We start from the raw sequence: 13,849 nt of genomic DNA on the forward strand, positions 1-13,849 counted from the left end.
CCCGGACACCCCGGTTTCGCTGGACCCAGTTGGATCAAGCCGACGGCGGCGCCCCAGATCAGGCTGGGGTCAGCTCAGGAAGGCCAGGAGCTGGCGGCTGGTCTCGTCGGGGGCTTCCTCCGGGATGAAGTGCCCGACCGGGACCGGCTCGCCGCGTACGTCGTCGGCCCACTCCCGCCAGATCGCGAGCGGGTCGTCGTAGAGCTTCGCGACCTGGCCGTGTCGGCTCCAGAGAAACAGCACCGGGCAGGTGATCCGCCGGTTGCCGCGATCCGCCTCGTCCTGCTGGTAGTCGAGCGTCGCGGCGGCGCGGAACTCCTCGCAGATCGCGTGCACCGTCGCGGGGTCGCTGAACTGCTTGACGTACGCCGCCCGCACCTCGGGCGGGAAGGCGTCCTTCACCTCGGGCCAGGTGTCGAGCATGAAATCGACGAGCACCGTGGGCGCCGCGGCGATGAACCGCTCGGGCACCGGCGCCGGCGCGGCCAGGAAGGACCAGACCCAGTAGGACAGGCTGAACGTCCGGTCGGCGCGGTCGTAGACGTCCCCGATGGGCACCACGTCCATGACGGCCAGTCGGGTGACGACGTCCGGTTCGTCAAGCGCGAGCCGGTACGCGCAGCGGGCCCCCCGATCGTGACCGACGAGCCGGAACCGCTCGTGGCCCAGGCTCCGCATCACCTCGACCTGGTCGCGGGCGATCGAGCGCATGCTGTACGGCTCGTGATCCGCTGTGCTCGGCGGTTTGCCGCTGTCGCCCCAGCCCCGCAGAGAGCGACCGGGAGAGGCGGGACCGTGGCGAATCACAGCAGGTATAGGTCGAAGCGACGAACGCCCCGACTGTGGAGGTCGAACGGGGGTCACGGTGCCGATCGATGAGCCGGTCTCCAAGGCAACCGAGTTGTTCATGGTGCAGCGGATACTCGACGCGCACTGGACTCGGGCACGTGACCAGCTGTGGCGGGTGGGCGGGTGTCTGGAGTGCCGAGGCCGCAATAGCTGTCCGCGGCTTGACTGGGCGATCGAGCTGACCGCGGAAGTGGTTTCAGTCATGTTCCAGAAGCGGTGACTGTCCATCCAGAGCTGTTGCCCGCGGGCTTGATCGACACGGGATCGTTGAAACCGGGGTGTCCCACTGACTCGGACACCCCGATTTCCTTGAAACCGAGTGGATCAAGCGCTGCGAGGGTCGCTCAGGGCTGGGGGACGTGCAGCGCCACCTCGAACTCCAGCAGGCTGGCACCGGTGGAGACCGGGGGACGAGGCTTGTCGCCGGGGGCGGCGGCGTGGGCGGCGCGCGACGGGCCGGCGGCCCACGCCTGGAACGCTTCTTCGCTCTCCCACTTCGTGTAGACGAAGTAGAGGGTCTCGCCGGCCACCGGGCGGAGGAGTTCGAAGCCGAGGAAGCCGGGGGAGTTCTCCACAGCTCCGGCCCGCGCGGCGAACCGCTTCTCCAACTCCGCGCCGCCACCGGGCGGGACGTCGATCGCGTTGATCTTCACGACTGCCATCTGCCCACCCTAGCCAAACTCAGAACGTCTCGACCGCGGGCACCAGATCAGCGTCGACCACGATCGGGGCGTGGTCGGAGGGACCCTTGCCCTTGCGGGCCTCCCGGTCCACGTACGCGGAGCGGACCGCTCGGGCGAACGGCGCGGACGCGTACACCAGGTCGATCCTCATGCCCTTGTTCTGGTGGAACATGCCGGCCCGGTAGTCCCAGTAGGTGTAGGGGTGCGGGCCCTTCATCGGGGTGGGCACGACGTCGCTGAGGCCCAGGTCGCGCAGCGCCGCGAGGGCGGTCCGCTCGGCCGGGGTGACGTGCGTGGAGTGGGTGAAGACCGCCGGGTCCCAGACGTCGGCGTCGGTCGGGGCGACGTTGAAGTCGCCGCAGACAGCCAGCGGCAGCCCGCCGGCCAGCTCGCCGTCCAGCGCGTCGCGTAGTGCCGCGAACCAGGCCAACTTGTACGCGTAGTGCGGGTCTTCCGGCGTCCGGCCGTTGGGCACGTACACCGACCAGACCCGCACCCCGTCGCAGGTGGCCGAGATGGCCCGGGCCTCGGGCTCGGGGAAGCCGGGCTCGTCGGCGAACCCGACCCGGACGTCGTCCAGCCCGACCCGGGACAGGATGGCCACCCCGTTCCACCGGCCGTCGCTGTGGCTGGCCACGGTGTAGCCCAGCGCGCCGACCTCGGCGACCGGGAAGGCGCCGTCGGGGCATTTCGTCTCCTGAAGGCAGACGACGTCCGGCCCGGTGTCGGCCAGCCACTCCAGCAGCCGGGGTAGGCGGGCCTTCACCGAGTTGACGTTCCAGGTCGCCAGGCGCATGCCCCCAGCCTGCCGCATTCGCCGCCGCGACGCCGGGTCAGCCAGTCGGGGTGTCGCCGGGACGGGTCTGTTCGGCCAGGAACCGTTCCAGTTCGGCGCCGAGTTCGTCGGCGGTGGGCAGTGGGCCGGCATCAGGGGCGAGCAGGCTCTTCTCGCCCCGACCTCGGGCGAACGCGTCGTACTGCTCCTCCAGCGCCTGGACCAGGGCTGCGGCGTCCTCGGTCTGCGCCACCTGCCTGTCGATCTCCACCCGGACCACCTCGGCGGCCGAGCGCAGCCCGTCGCCGGGCAGCAGCAGCCCGGTGCTGCGCGACACGGAGGTGAGCAGCACCTCGGCGGCTGCCGGGTATTCGGTCTGCGCTACGTAGTGCGGCACGTGGGCGGCGAAGCCCAGCGCGTCGCGGCCCTGTTCGCCGAGGCGGAACTCCAGCAGGTGACCGACGCTGCCGGGCACCTGGACGCGTTGCAACCACGGCTCGTAGCCGGCGATCAGCTCGGGGCGGGTGGCGTGCGCTGTCACCCCGGTCGGCCGGGTGTGCGGGACCGCCATCGGGATCGAGTTGAGCCCCACTGTGAGCCGGACGTCCAGCCGGGCGGCGAGCCCGGCGACGGCGGCCACGAAACGCTCCCACTGCAGGTCCGGTTCGGGGCCGGTGAGCAGCAGGAACGGGGTCTCGTCGTCGTCCTGCAGCAGGTGCAGCTCCAGCTTGGGCGCGTCGACGCTCTCCCAGTGGTCCTCGACGAAGGTCATCACCGGTCGTCGCGACCGGTAGTCGAAGAGCTGGTCGACGTCGAAGGTGGCGATCGGCCGACCCTCCAGCGAGGTGAGTAGCTGCTCACGCGCCAGTCGGCTGGCGTTTCCGGCGTCCACGAACCCGGTGAGGGCCTGGATCAGGACCGGCTGCCCGAGGTCGGGCAGATCGTCGGTGAGCTGGTAGAGCTCGTGTGGGTCGAGCACCGGTGCGGACCTCCCTGAAATGTGCCTGCGGGGTGCCGTCACGACGGAGGGCACCCGTTCGGGCAACGTACCCGCCATCCTGGCGCATTCCTGCGTCGGGCGATCCGTTGGCCGGGTGGTGGGCGTGACCGGACTAATCGGCTGTTTACGCCACCAGGCCGAGCCTCGTGGCCGATCGGCCGAGGGACGGTTCGGCCCAAAGGCCGAGTTTGTCGATCATGTCAGGCTCAGGGGTGGAATGTTCGCTCCCGTCCTGGCCCGTGCCGGTCCGCGTGCGGCGCCAGCTTCATCCGGTACGCGAGGTCCGTTCCCTGGGCGGGTCACCCCGCCCGGGTCGTCCACCAGTACGGCTCCGATCTGTGTCGAGCGCCACGTGATCACCGTGCGTGATCGGGGTTTCCACCTGCCTAGCCTCGGTTGATGCGTGACGACGGCACCCTCGACGACCCGTGCGCCCCGAGCAGCCCCACTACCGATACGGAGGATGGCACCTCAACCGAACGGACAACCGCCGCGACCCGGCTCCGGGCGTACGCCCGGGACCTGACCGGTCGACGCCGGGCACAGCTGGCGCTGGCCACCGGTGTGGTGTGCTGCCTCGGTCTGACCGCCGTCGTCCAGGTTCGTAACGAGGACGCCGACGCGGCGACCCGGAGTGCATCGCTCTCCAGCTCCGAGCTGGCGCAACGCGCCGAGCAGCAGCGCGCGTCCCGTTCCCTCGACCGCACGGTCGCCCCGAGCGTGTCCGCCTCCGCCCAGCCCGCCCCGGCGAGCCCCGCCGATCCGGACACCAGCGCGCCGGCCCGCAAGGTCGCCCCGGCTCGCCCGACCGACCCGGCGCCGGTCGCCGGGCTGGACGAGGACCAGATGGAGAACGCCGAGGCGATCGTCCGTGCCGGCCGCAAGATGGGGGTGCCGCGCCGGGGTCTGGTGATCGCGGTGGCCACCGCCATGCAGGAGAGCAACCTCTACAACGTGGCCAGTGGCGTGCTGCCCGAGTCGCAGGACTATCCCCACCAGGGCGTCGGCTGGGACCACGACTCGGTCGGGTTGTTCCAGCAGCGTTCCAGCAGCGGCTGGGGCCCGGTGGGGCAGCTGATGGACCCCGAGTTCGCCACCCGGCAGTTCCTCAGCGCGCTGGAGCAGGTGCCCGGCTGGCAGCGGATGCGGCTCACCGACGCCGCCCAGGCGGTGCAGGTCTCCGCGTACCCCGAGCACTACCAGCAGCACGAGTGGCGGGCCACCCGGGTCGTTGACGCCATCGTGCCGGCGGGGCGGTAACCTACCGCCCACTATGGACGGTCAGGGTTGAGGCTGTCGCATCCCGGGTACATGTGTTGCAGGTTCGGGGTACACATGACTACGGGACCATCGACAGGAGGACGCCATGTCACTGATGCAGCGGATCACCACGTTCCTGAGATCGCCGAAGGGGCAGCAGTTGGTGGAGCGAGGTCGTCGGGAGATGGCCAAGCCGGGCAACCAGCAGAAGCTGAAGGGGTTGGCGGCCCGGCTGTCCAACCGCCGCCGCTGACCGTTCCATCGGCCGCCCTGTCCACCGTTTCCACCCCTGGGGAGACCTGGTGACCGACACCCCGCCCGTCGGCGGTCAGCCCGCCGTCCCTACTCCGCAGCCGTCCGTCGACCTGCCGGCCGGGCCGGTGGACGCCCCCGAGGGTCCGCCGGCCCGGCTCTGGGACCGGATGCGTGACGACCCGCAGTACGCGCCGGAGCACCTTGCCCTGGAGGCGGTGCGCCGCCTGGGGCCGGAGGCCGCGCAGTGGGCCGCCCGGGCCCGTGCCGAGCAGCCCGGCGTTTCCGCCGACGCCCTGGCCGACCAGGCGGCCCGCAAGTTCGTCAACCTGGCCCGACTGTCCGGCGCGGTCTCCGGCGCGGCCGGGCTGCCCGGCGCGGTGATCGACGTGGGCGTGCTGGCCTGGACCCAGGCGCGGATGGCCCTGCACATCGCCGCCGCGTACGGCGTCGACCCCCTGCACAGCGACCGGGCCACCGACCTGTTGGTGCTCCAGCGGGTGCACAAGGTCGCCGAGAGCGCCAGGCTGGCGCTCGGCGTGGCCGCCGGGCGGGAACGCGCCGACGCGCTCTTCGGCCTGGGCGGCCAGCGTCCGCTGGGTCGGGTCATGCTGCAACTCGGCGTCCGGCTAGCCCAGATGGCCGGCGTTCGGGCCGCGAAACGGATGGTAGCCAAGATCGTCCCCGGTGCCGCGATCGTGCTCGGCACCTGGGCCAATTCGTCGGCCACGAAGGATCTCGCCCAGCGGTCGCGGACTCTCTACGGCTCCCGCGGCAACGGCGTCCCGGAGCCGCGCCAACCCTGACGGCCCATCCGGGGTCGTCAGCTGGCCAGGCCGGAGGAGCGCCAGGTCACCTCGGCGATCCGGCCCTGGCCGGTGGCGTTGGGGTGGAACCAGTCCAGCGGGTTGAGCAGGTCCAGGGTGAACCGGACCTTGTGCAACGCGCCGCCGTCGTGCCGGCACCGTGATCCGTACGCCCGGCAGGCCGCCTTCAACTCGGCGTTGTAGGCGTCGATCCGGTCCCGGACGGCGGCCCGGCGCGCCCGGTCGGCGGGCGCGGTCGAGGTCGCCTCGGCGAGCAGGGCCGGGCAGATGCCCCGCCGCCACGCGCGGGTGGCCCGTTCGTCGTCGTGCCCGACCTCCCAGAGCCGGTACAGGTCGGGGATGCTCACCACCAGCACCCGGGCCTTGGGCCGGCCGGTCCGCAGGACCTGCAGCCCTTTGTCGACGTCGGCCCGGAACTGCGCCACCGGTGTCATCGCGTCCACCCCGCCCCGACAGACGTCGTTGGCGCCGATCAGCACGGTGACGTAGTCGGCGCGGTCGCGTACCGCCGCCTGGGCCTGACCGACGAGGGCGTCCGCGCGGGCGCCGGGACGGGCATGGTTGTACGTCCGGTCGCGGATCGCCGAATTCTGTTCGAGCAGCCGCCGGTAGTGGCTCTGCACCCGCAGCCCGTCCCCGGTCGACCAGGAGTTGCGCTCGCAGGAGGTGAGCACCAGGCAGGAGGCGAAGCCGGTGCTGATCGAGTCGCCGAGGGCGGCGATGCCGCCGGGCCCGCTCGTCGGCCTGGCGCTCGTGGTGGGGCGGGGTTCCGCGGAGTTGCCGCCCTCGCAGGCCAGTGCGACCAGCGCCGCGAGACAGGCCAGTGCGGCGACCCAGCGTCGAGGCATGACGTCTCCCGTTCCCGCAGCACAGAGCGACAGCGCGGTAACTCTATGCGCAGGATGTGGTTGGCCGGGAAGTTGCTGTCGGGTATGCGGCAGAGTGCCGACGCGGAAGCCGTCGAGGTGCTATGCGTCCCGCCACGGTGCCCGTTGACCGTGCAGCCACCAGTGCAACGCCCGGGTGATCCGAGGCAGCACCAGATAGGTCATCAGCGGGGTCAGGCAGAGCGTCATCAGCAGCACCCGGGCCGCCAGCGGCACCGCGTCGAGGAAGCGGCTCGTCAGCAGGGTGGCGGTCAGGCTCAGGGGGAAGAACGCCAGCCAGATGGTCACCGCCTGCTTCCAGCGGGGCGGCGACGGGGGCGGGGCCAACTCCACCGGGTCCACCGAGTGCTCCAGCGGCCTGTCGAACCAGCCCTCGATCCCGGTACGCCGCTCCACCCGGGTGTGCTCGACGATGCCCTGCGCCGAGCTGAGCCACCAGTGCCGCTGCGGCGACTCCTCCCACCGGCGCAGCGTCTCGGCGTCGGCGAAGCGGTAGAGCATGTGCCACTCCGGCGAACCGGGCCCGCTCTGCACCCAGCCGGCGCCGAGAAACCCGGGGAACGCCTCGGCCAGCGCCGTGCCGGCCCGCATCCAGGCCACCATCTCGCTGGCCCGGCCGGGATCGACGCGGCGGGCGATGGAGACGGTCACCGGCACGGCGAGGGTCATTGACATACGCCCATCCTGCGGTCGACCGGGGCCGCGGCGCGAACGGATGTGCCGCAGCACACCGGCGGGCGCGGGTGTGCAGGCGCGCGGGACAGGTTAATCCGGCCGATCGGGGGTAGCTCCCTGAGCATGACGAGATCGCAGCCCCGGCGCGCCCGTGGCACGGTCGGCCATGCGAACAGCGCGTTGAACCTTCGGCTCACCCTCGCCAGCTTCGGGTTGGTGATCATGGTGCTCTTCGCGGTGCTGGCGTTCTGGGCCGGCATCGCCTGGCTCGGCGTACTCTGCGCGATCTTCGCCGTGGTCGCCGTGGTCGACCTGGTCGTGATCCAGCGCCGCCGCGCCGCCCGCCGCCGCGAGGAGCCGGGCGTACGACACTCGTTGTTCGAGTGACAGGAGGACGGAATGCCCCACATCGCCACCACCAACCCCGCCACCGGACAGGTGCTCAAGACCTATGAGGCGATGTCCACCGAGCAACTCGACGACGCCATCGAGCGCACCGACCTCGCGTTCCACCAGCTGCGGTCGACGACAGTCGACCAGCGCGCCCAGTGGATGAACGCCGCGGCCGACCTGCTGGACGCCGAGCGCGACGAGATCGCCCGGATCATGACCACGGAGATGGGCAAGACGTACGTCGCGGCGCAGGCCGAGGTGACCAAGTGCGCCACCGCCGCCCGCTTCTACGCCGACAAGGCCCCCGCGTTCCTCGCCGACGAGCCGGCCGACGCCGACGCCGTGAAGGCCACCCGGGCGTTCATCCGCTACCAGCCGATCGGCGTGGTGCTCGCGGTGATGCCGTGGAACTTCCCGCTCTGGCAGGTGATGCGCTTCGCCGCCCCGGCGCTGATGGCCGGCAACACCGGCCTGCTCAAGCACGCCTCGAACGTGCCGCAGACCGCGCTGCTGCTGGAGGACGTGTTCCGGCGAGCAGGCTTTCCCGAGGGGGCCTTCACCACGGTGCTGGTCGACTCGGAGGCCGTCGACCACATCCTCAGCGACCCCCGGGTACGCGCCGCGACGCTCACCGGCAGCGAGCCCGCCGGCCGGTCCATCGCCCAGATCGCCGGACGGGAGCTGAAGAAGACCGTCCTCGAACTCGGCGGCAGCGACCCCTTCGTGGTGATGCCCTCGGCCGACGTGGACCGGGCCGCCGAGGTCGCCACCACCGCCCGCTGCCAGAACAACGGCCAGTCCTGCATCGCCGCGAAGCGGTTCATCGTGCACACCGACGTGTTCGACGCCTTCGCCGAGAAGTTCGCCGCCAACATGGCAGCGCTGCGCGTCGGAGACCCGATGGACCCGAACACCGACGTCGGGCCGCTGGCCAGCGAGCGTGGCCGCGACGAGGTGCACGCCCAGGTCAGCGACGCGGTCGACAACGGCGCGACGGTGCTCTGCGGCGGCGAGCGGCCGAACGGCGACGGCTGGTTCTACCCGCCGACGGTGGTCACCGACCTCACCCCGCAGATGCGGATGTGGTCCGAGGAGGTCTTCGGCCCGGTCGCCGGCCTGTTCCGGGTCTCGTCGTACGAGGAGGCGATCGAGGTCGCCAACGGCACCAGCTTCGGGCTCGGCTCGAACGCCTGGACCCGGGACCCGGCCGAGCAGGAGCGCTTCGCCACCGACCTGGACGCCGGCAACGTCTTCATCAACGGGATGACCACCTCGTACCCCGAGTTGCCGTTCGGCGGTGTGAAGAACTCCGGGTACGGGCGGGAGCTGTCGGCGCTGGGCATGCGGGAGTTCTGCAACACCAAGACGGTCTGGGTGGGCGAGGGCGCCGCCTCGGCCGGCGCGGGGGCACACGCGGAATAGGGCACGCATCAGGCGACGCGGACGTGGGTAGGAGGTGTGCCCATGACGTCGTTCGGCTTTCACGCCTCGCATGAGCAGATCGGTCCACGCGCCCTGTTGGAGGCGGTGATGCACGCCGAGCGGGCCGGCTTCGACGCCGCCATGTGCTCCGACCACTTCTCCCCGTGGAGCGCCCGGCAGGGCGAGTCCGGCTTCGCCTGGTCCTGGCTGGGCTCGGCGTTGCAGGCCACCGGCATGCCGTTCGGCGTGGTCAACGCGCCCGGCCAGCGGTACCACCCGGCGATCATCGCGCAGGCCATCGGCACCCTCGGCGCGATGTACCCGGGACGGTTCTGGGCGGCCCTGGGCACCGGCGAGGCCAGCAACGAGCACATCACCGGAGACCCGTGGCCCCGCAAGGACGTGCGCGCCGCCCGGCTGCGGGAGTGCGTCGACGTGATCCGGGCCCTGCTGGCCGGCGAGGAGGTCAGCCACGACGGCCTGGTCCGGGTGGACCGCGCCAAGCTGTGGACCCGCCCCGAGCAGCCGCCCGCGCTGGTCGGCGCCGCCGTCAGCGTGGCCACCGCCCGCTGGTGCGCCGAATGGGCGGACGGGCTGATCACCGTGAACGCCCCGGTGGAGCACCTGCGCGAGATGATCGACGCGTACCGGGACGCGGGTGGGCGGGGGCCGCTGCACCTCCAGGTGCACGTCTCCTGGGCGCCCGAGCAGGCCCAGGCCGAGGCGCTCGCGCACGACCAGTGGCGCAGCAACGTCTTCGCCCCGCCGGTCTGCTGGGACCTGGAGACCGTCGAACACTTCGACGTGGTCTCCGCCGACGTGCCGCCGCAGCGGGTCGCCGAGGTGGTGAACGTGTCGGCGGACCTGGGTCGGCACGTCGGCTGGCTGGAGGAGTACGCGCAGCTCGGCTTCGACCAGATCGCCCTGCACCACGTCGGGCAGGAGCAGCGGGGCTTCATCGACGCGTTCGGCGCGGAGGTACTGCCGAAGTTGCGCCCGGGCGGCTGATCGAGGCCGGAACGGCGTACCCCTAGGCTCGTACCCCATGGAAAGCCTGTTTCCGGTCGTCGTCTTCCTGGCGATCGCCACCCTGGGCGCCGCGTTGGCCCGCCGGCTCGGTCTGCTCGCGCCGATCGTGCTGGTCGTCCTCGGCCTGACGCTCTCGTTCGTGCCGGGCTTCCCGCAGGTGCACCTCGAGCCGGAGTTGGTGCTGGTCGGCATCCTGCCTCCGCTGCTCTACGTGGCCGCGCTGGAGACCTCGGTGCCGGCGTTCAAAAACAACATCCGGCCGATCCTGCTGCTCGCGGTCGGCCTGGTGTTGTTCACCGCGTTCGTGGTCGGGTTGGTGCTGCACCTGCTGTTGCCGCAGCTGCCGTTCGCGATCTGCCTCGCCCTCGGCGCGGTGGTCGCCCCACCGGACGCCGTGGCCGCCACGGCCGTCGCCCGTCGGGTCGGGCTGCCCCGCCAGGTCGTCACCATTCTGGAGGGCGAGAGCCTGGTCAACGACGCGACAGCGCTCGTGCTGCTGCGGGTCGCGACGATGGCCACCATCGGCTCGGCCGTCGGCGCCGACAAGATCGCCATCGAGGTGCTGCGGTCCACCGGCGGCGGCATCCTGATCGGGGCGCTCGGGGCGCTGGTGTTCGGCTTCCTGCACCGGCGGATCACCGACCCGCTGCTGGACAACGCGCTGTCGTTGATCATCCCGTTCGCTGTGGTGTTCACCGCCGAACACCTGCACGCCTCCGGTGTGGTCGCCGTTGTCGTCACCGGCCTGGTGCTCGGGCACAAGCTGCCCCAGTTGCTGTCGGCGGCGTCCCGGTTGCAGATCGGCGCGTTCTGGCGGCTGGTCCGTTTCCTGCTGGAGGGCCTGGTCTTCCTCCTGGTCGGGCTGCAACTGCGGGAGGTGTTGCACGACCTCGACGAGCCGATCGGCTCGCTCATCCTGATCACCTTCGCGGTGCTCGCCACCGTCTTCCTGAGCCGGTTCGTCTGGCTCTTCCCGGCCACCTACCTGGCCCGGTTGGTCCCCCGGGTGCGCCGCCGTGACGCCCGGCCGTCACCGAAGTTCCCGATCATCATCGGCTGGGCCGGCATGCGGGGCGTGGTGACACTGGCCGCCGCGCTGGCCCTGCCGCTGACCCTGGCCGACGACAAGCCGTACCCCAGGGCGTTGTTGATCTGGCTGGCCTTTGCCGTGATCGTCTTCACCCTGGTCGGCCAGGGCGCCACCCTGCCGCTGGTCGCCCGCCGGTTGAAGCTGCCACCGGACGACGCGGTGCAGGACGCGCTCTCCGCGGCCGCCGTGCAGCAGCAGGCCAGCAAGGCCGCTCAGGACCGCCTCGACGAGTTGGCCGACGGCGCACCGGATGCGGTCGTGGACCGGCTACGCCGAGCGGTGGCGGACCGCACCAACATGGCGTGGGAACGACTCGGCGGCGACGAGCGGGAGACCCCGTCGCAGGCGTACGGTCGGCTGCGGCAGGAGATGATCGACGCCGAGCGGGACGTGTTCCGGGCGGCCCGGGACTCCGGTCGGATTCCTGAGGAAGTGTTGGTGCAGGCCTACCGTGACCTGGACCTGGAAGAGTCGCTGCTGCGAGAGGTTGAGAAGTGAGCTGTCAGCACCTGACCGAGGCCGGTGCCGCCGAGCCGCGTACCCCCGACGAGTGCGCGGACTGCGTCGCCATCGGCGACACCTACTGGGTGCACCTGCGCACCTGCCTGAGCTGCGGGCAGGTCGGCTGCTGTGACTCGTCGCCGAACCAGCACGCGAGCAAGCACTTCGCGTCCACCGGCCACCCGGTGATCCGCTCGGCGCAACCGGGTGAGGCCTGGCGCTGGTGCTTCGTCGACGAGGAGATCGGCTGATCGTTCGCCGTCGGCCGGGTTGGGCACGGTGGGCGGGGCGGTCGTCGTCAGGCCCGGTTCAGCGGCTGATGACGTCGACGAGACGTTCGGTGGCGAGGCAGGAGACGAGGCAGCGTTCCTTCGCGTCACCGCTCAGCCGGGCGGTCCAGTCGGTGAGGCCGCCGTCGCCGATCTCCAGGCTGCCGTCCAGGACGGTGATCCGCAGGGCGCAGCCCGTGTAGTAGCCGCGACCGCGAGACCGTTCCGGTTCGTCCACGAGCGGCACCACACCCGCGTCGACTGCCGGTCGGACCGTATCGGCCAGCCGCTCCCCGACGGTCTCGTTGTCGAACGTGGTGACGTGCAGGTGAGGCGCGGCGGCCGGTGCCAGCTCGGCGAGGACGGTCTGCCAGTAGGTGAGGTGCCGGACCAGCAGCCGGGCCTGCGTGTCGCCCGAGCCGGTGTCCCGGGCGCTGGACACCAGGGCGAAGAGCCGGAAGTGCGCCGACGTGGCGCTGCCGAAATCCTGCGCCCGCAGCACCCGGTGGGCGGCGGCGAGGTGCACCTCGCTCTGTCGGCGGCGACGTACGGCCGCCTCGATGGCGAGGGCGTTCGTGGGATCGCTCAGCACTTCGCTGGCGCGCATCGTGGTGACGATCCTGTTCTGGCTGACCGGCGCGACAGCCGAGCAGGCGCCGACCGGTACGACCGGCGACAGCTCCACCCCGGCGACATCGGCGGGCAGCAGTTGCCACATCCGGGCCTCCACCCGCGCGAGCGCGCGCGGGTCGACGTGGGCCGGGCGGACGAAGCGGTCCTCGCGCCACCGTCGTACCACTTCGGACGGGCGCGCTGTCGCCGCCCGGTCGCGGGCCACGCTCAACAGCAGACTGCGCAGGTCCGCGCCGGAGAGCCCGGACAATGCGCTGCGGGACCCGGCCGGCATCGCGGCCCACACCCGACGCTCCGCGCCAGTCAGATCACCGCCGGCCAGATCACCACCGGTCGATCCACCGCCAGCCAGATCATCGTCAACCAGACCGCTGCCATCCATGGCGTCACCATGGCTCACTCGGCGCGTCCGATCCACCGGTTTTGCCGCGTGCCGGTGATTCGTCCAGGTCATCAGCTCGACAGCGCCGGCCGCAGACACCCTGCCGGCGTGCCCCGAACTGTCCTGTGGAGCGCCACACCGCCACCGCTGTGCGGCCACCCATCAAGTGATCATCCAAGCCTGCCGGCTGCGCGTACCCCCGCCTATGCTTCACCGACGGTGTGAGCGTCGACGGGGGACGGACATGATTGACACTGTCATCTTCGATGTGGGTGGGACGATTCTCGACGAGTCCCACGAGTTCGCTGCCTGGGCCGACTGGCTCGGCGTGCCCCGGCACACCTTCTCGGCGGTCTTCGGTGCGGTGATCGCCCGGGGTCTGGACTATCAGGAGACGTTCCGGGTCTTCCGGCCCGACTTCGATCTCGCCATCGAGCTGGAGCGTCGGGCGGCGGCCGGCCAGCCGGAGTCGTTCGCCGAGGAGGATCTCTACCCGGACGCGCGGGGATGCCTGGAGTCCTTGAAGGACCAGGGCCTGTTCGTGGGCCTGGCCGGTAACCAGCCGGCTCACGCGGAGGCGACCCTGCGCGATCTCGAGCTTCCGGTGGACGTGATCGGCACGTCGCACGGGTGGGGTGTGGCGAAGCCGTCACCGGTGTTCTTCGAGCGGGTCGTCGCCGCGGGCGGTGGTGTCGCGTCGTCGATCCTGTACGTCGGCGACCGGCCCGACAACGACGTGCTCCCGGCTTTGGAGGCGGGCATGAAGACGTGCCTGATCCGACGCGGTCCGTGGGGGCACATCCTCGACGCCTCCACGGTGGCCGAGCGGTGCCTGTTCCGGATCGACTCGCTCGACGAACTCCCGAGCCTGGTGACCGAGCACAACGCGGCCGGCGGATGACCCGCCGGCCGCGCGAGACGT

16 protein-coding genes are annotated in these 13,849 nt (G+C 71.3%); 9 read left to right on the forward strand and 7 right to left on the reverse strand.

The window, feature by feature from the left end:
* Positions 1 to 69: 69 nt before the first annotated feature.
* The 4 genes from ACIBEF_RS22875 to ACIBEF_RS22890 all read right to left on the reverse strand — a co-directional run bounded on the left by ACIBEF_RS22875 (position 70) and on the right by ACIBEF_RS22890 (position 3,286).
* Complete coding sequence (locus tag ACIBEF_RS22875) at positions 70 to 1,077, reverse strand: alpha/beta fold hydrolase (RefSeq protein ID WP_396795195.1); 1,008 nt, start codon at positions 1,075 to 1,077, stop codon at positions 70 to 72.
* A gap of 116 nt (positions 1,078 to 1,193) precedes the next feature.
* On the reverse strand, positions 1,194 to 1,511 hold the full coding sequence (locus tag ACIBEF_RS22880; protein ID WP_396795196.1) for an antibiotic biosynthesis monooxygenase family protein: 318 nt from the start codon (positions 1,509 to 1,511) through the stop codon (positions 1,194 to 1,196).
* A 19-nt stretch (positions 1,512 to 1,530) separates the two neighbouring features.
* Entirely contained in the window at positions 1,531 to 2,328 is a 798-nt protein-coding gene (locus ACIBEF_RS22885) for an exodeoxyribonuclease III (RefSeq protein ID WP_396795197.1), read from the reverse strand.
* 37 nt (positions 2,329 to 2,365) lie between these two features.
* A complete protein-coding gene (locus tag ACIBEF_RS22890) occupies positions 2,366 to 3,286 on the reverse strand; it encodes a proteasome assembly chaperone family protein (protein ID WP_396795198.1) in 921 nt (306 codons plus the stop codon).
* Positions 3,287 to 3,706: 420 nt separating this feature from the next.
* Between ACIBEF_RS22890 and ACIBEF_RS22895 the strand changes: the two genes are divergently transcribed.
* From ACIBEF_RS22895 to ACIBEF_RS22905, 3 genes are all read left to right on the forward strand, one after another.
* Positions 3,707 to 4,567, forward strand: coding sequence for a peptidase M23 (locus ACIBEF_RS22895; RefSeq protein WP_396795199.1), 861 nt, complete (start codon positions 3,707 to 3,709; stop codon positions 4,565 to 4,567).
* A 106-nt stretch (positions 4,568 to 4,673) separates the two neighbouring features.
* Positions 4,674 to 4,820: a hypothetical protein gene (locus ACIBEF_RS22900; protein ID WP_167457721.1), complete on the forward strand. Its 147-nt coding sequence runs from the start codon at positions 4,674 to 4,676 to the stop codon at positions 4,818 to 4,820.
* A 49-nt stretch (positions 4,821 to 4,869) separates the two neighbouring features.
* Positions 4,870 to 5,625 carry an EcsC family protein gene (locus ACIBEF_RS22905; RefSeq protein WP_396795200.1) on the forward strand — a complete coding sequence of 252 codons (756 nt, stop codon included), beginning with the start codon at positions 4,870 to 4,872 and terminating at the stop codon, positions 5,623 to 5,625.
* Positions 5,626 to 5,642: 17 nt separating this feature from the next.
* On the opposite strand, the gene ACIBEF_RS22910 is transcribed toward ACIBEF_RS22905, so the two are convergent.
* Positions 5,643 to 6,494, reverse strand: a complete 852-nt coding sequence (locus ACIBEF_RS22910) for a GDSL-type esterase/lipase family protein (RefSeq protein WP_396795201.1) — start codon at positions 6,492 to 6,494, stop codon at positions 5,643 to 5,645.
* Between the two features lie 120 nt (positions 6,495 to 6,614).
* Positions 6,615 to 7,208, reverse strand: a complete 594-nt coding sequence (locus ACIBEF_RS22915) for an antibiotic biosynthesis monooxygenase (RefSeq protein WP_355007186.1) — start codon at positions 7,206 to 7,208, stop codon at positions 6,615 to 6,617.
* A gap of 123 nt (positions 7,209 to 7,331) precedes the next feature.
* Here ACIBEF_RS22915 and ACIBEF_RS22920 point away from each other — a divergent pair, with 123 nt between their 5' ends.
* The 5 genes from ACIBEF_RS22920 to ACIBEF_RS22940 are packed head-to-tail and all read left to right on the forward strand — an operon-like array spanning position 7,332 to position 11,894.
* Positions 7,332 to 7,595, forward strand: coding sequence for a DUF6343 family protein (locus ACIBEF_RS22920; protein WP_091401582.1), 264 nt, complete (start codon positions 7,332 to 7,334; stop codon positions 7,593 to 7,595).
* Between the two features lie 12 nt (positions 7,596 to 7,607).
* On the forward strand, positions 7,608 to 9,023 hold the full coding sequence (locus ACIBEF_RS22925; RefSeq protein ID WP_396795202.1) for an NADP-dependent succinic semialdehyde dehydrogenase: 1,416 nt from the start codon (positions 7,608 to 7,610) through the stop codon (positions 9,021 to 9,023).
* 42 nt (positions 9,024 to 9,065) lie between these two features.
* Positions 9,066 to 10,031: a TIGR03885 family FMN-dependent LLM class oxidoreductase gene (locus ACIBEF_RS22930; protein WP_396795203.1), complete on the forward strand. Its 966-nt coding sequence runs from the start codon at positions 9,066 to 9,068 to the stop codon at positions 10,029 to 10,031.
* A gap of 37 nt (positions 10,032 to 10,068) precedes the next feature.
* Positions 10,069 to 11,640 carry a Na+/H+ antiporter gene (locus ACIBEF_RS22935; protein ID WP_396795204.1) on the forward strand — a complete coding sequence of 524 codons (1,572 nt, stop codon included), beginning with the start codon at positions 10,069 to 10,071 and terminating at the stop codon, positions 11,638 to 11,640.
* Positions 11,637 to 11,894: a UBP-type zinc finger domain-containing protein gene (locus ACIBEF_RS22940; protein ID WP_091401591.1), complete on the forward strand. Its 258-nt coding sequence runs from the start codon at positions 11,637 to 11,639 to the stop codon at positions 11,892 to 11,894. Before ACIBEF_RS22935 ends, ACIBEF_RS22940 begins: the two co-directional genes overlap by 4 nt.
* A 58-nt stretch (positions 11,895 to 11,952) precedes the next feature.
* Here the strand turns inward: ACIBEF_RS22940 and ACIBEF_RS22945 are convergent, their stop codons facing one another.
* Positions 11,953 to 12,927: a hypothetical protein gene (locus tag ACIBEF_RS22945; protein WP_396795205.1), complete on the reverse strand. Its 975-nt coding sequence runs from the start codon at positions 12,925 to 12,927 to the stop codon at positions 11,953 to 11,955.
* Between the two features lie 244 nt (positions 12,928 to 13,171).
* Between ACIBEF_RS22945 and ACIBEF_RS22950 the strand changes: the two genes are divergently transcribed.
* A complete protein-coding gene (locus tag ACIBEF_RS22950) occupies positions 13,172 to 13,828 on the forward strand; it encodes an HAD family hydrolase (RefSeq protein WP_396795206.1) in 657 nt (218 codons plus the stop codon).
* Positions 13,829 to 13,849 lie beyond the last annotated feature (21 nt).

Source organism: Micromonospora sp. NPDC050795, from assembly GCF_044456785.1.
Lineage (GTDB): Bacteria > Actinomycetota > Actinomycetes > Mycobacteriales > Micromonosporaceae > Micromonospora.

What these genes read in the sequence shown, in the direction of transcription:
- ACIBEF_RS22895 (WP_396795199.1), top strand. Translation starts at nt 3,707, where the DNA reads ATGCGTGACGACGGCACCCTCGACGACCCGTGCGCCCCGAGCAGCCCC.
- ACIBEF_RS22935 (WP_396795204.1), top strand. Translation starts at nt 10,069, where the DNA reads ATGGAAAGCCTGTTTCCGGTCGTCGTCTTCCTGGCGATCGCCACCCTG.
- ACIBEF_RS22950 (WP_396795206.1), top strand. Translation starts at nt 13,172, where the DNA reads ATGATTGACACTGTCATCTTCGATGTGGGTGGGACGATTCTCGACGAG.
- ACIBEF_RS22900 (WP_167457721.1), top strand. Translation starts at nt 4,674, where the DNA reads ATGTCACTGATGCAGCGGATCACCACGTTCCTGAGATCGCCGAAGGGG.
- ACIBEF_RS22915 (WP_355007186.1), bottom strand. Translation starts at nt 7,208, where the DNA reads ATGTCAATGACCCTCGCCGTGCCGGTGACCGTCTCCATCGCCCGCCGC.
- ACIBEF_RS22880 (WP_396795196.1), bottom strand. Translation starts at nt 1,511, where the DNA reads ATGGCAGTCGTGAAGATCAACGCGATCGACGTCCCGCCCGGTGGCGGC.
- ACIBEF_RS22875 (WP_396795195.1), bottom strand. Translation starts at nt 1,077, where the DNA reads ATGGACAGTCACCGCTTCTGGAACATGACTGAAACCACTTCCGCGGTC.
- ACIBEF_RS22945 (WP_396795205.1), bottom strand. Translation starts at nt 12,927, where the DNA reads ATGGATGGCAGCGGTCTGGTTGACGATGATCTGGCTGGCGGTGGATCG.
- ACIBEF_RS22925 (WP_396795202.1), top strand. Translation starts at nt 7,608, where the DNA reads ATGCCCCACATCGCCACCACCAACCCCGCCACCGGACAGGTGCTCAAG.
- ACIBEF_RS22885 (WP_396795197.1), bottom strand. Translation starts at nt 2,328, where the DNA reads ATGCGCCTGGCGACCTGGAACGTCAACTCGGTGAAGGCCCGCCTACCC.
- ACIBEF_RS22920 (WP_091401582.1), top strand. Translation starts at nt 7,332, where the DNA reads ATGACGAGATCGCAGCCCCGGCGCGCCCGTGGCACGGTCGGCCATGCG.
- ACIBEF_RS22910 (WP_396795201.1), bottom strand. Translation starts at nt 6,494, where the DNA reads ATGCCTCGACGCTGGGTCGCCGCACTGGCCTGTCTCGCGGCGCTGGTC.
- ACIBEF_RS22930 (WP_396795203.1), top strand. Translation starts at nt 9,066, where the DNA reads ATGACGTCGTTCGGCTTTCACGCCTCGCATGAGCAGATCGGTCCACGC.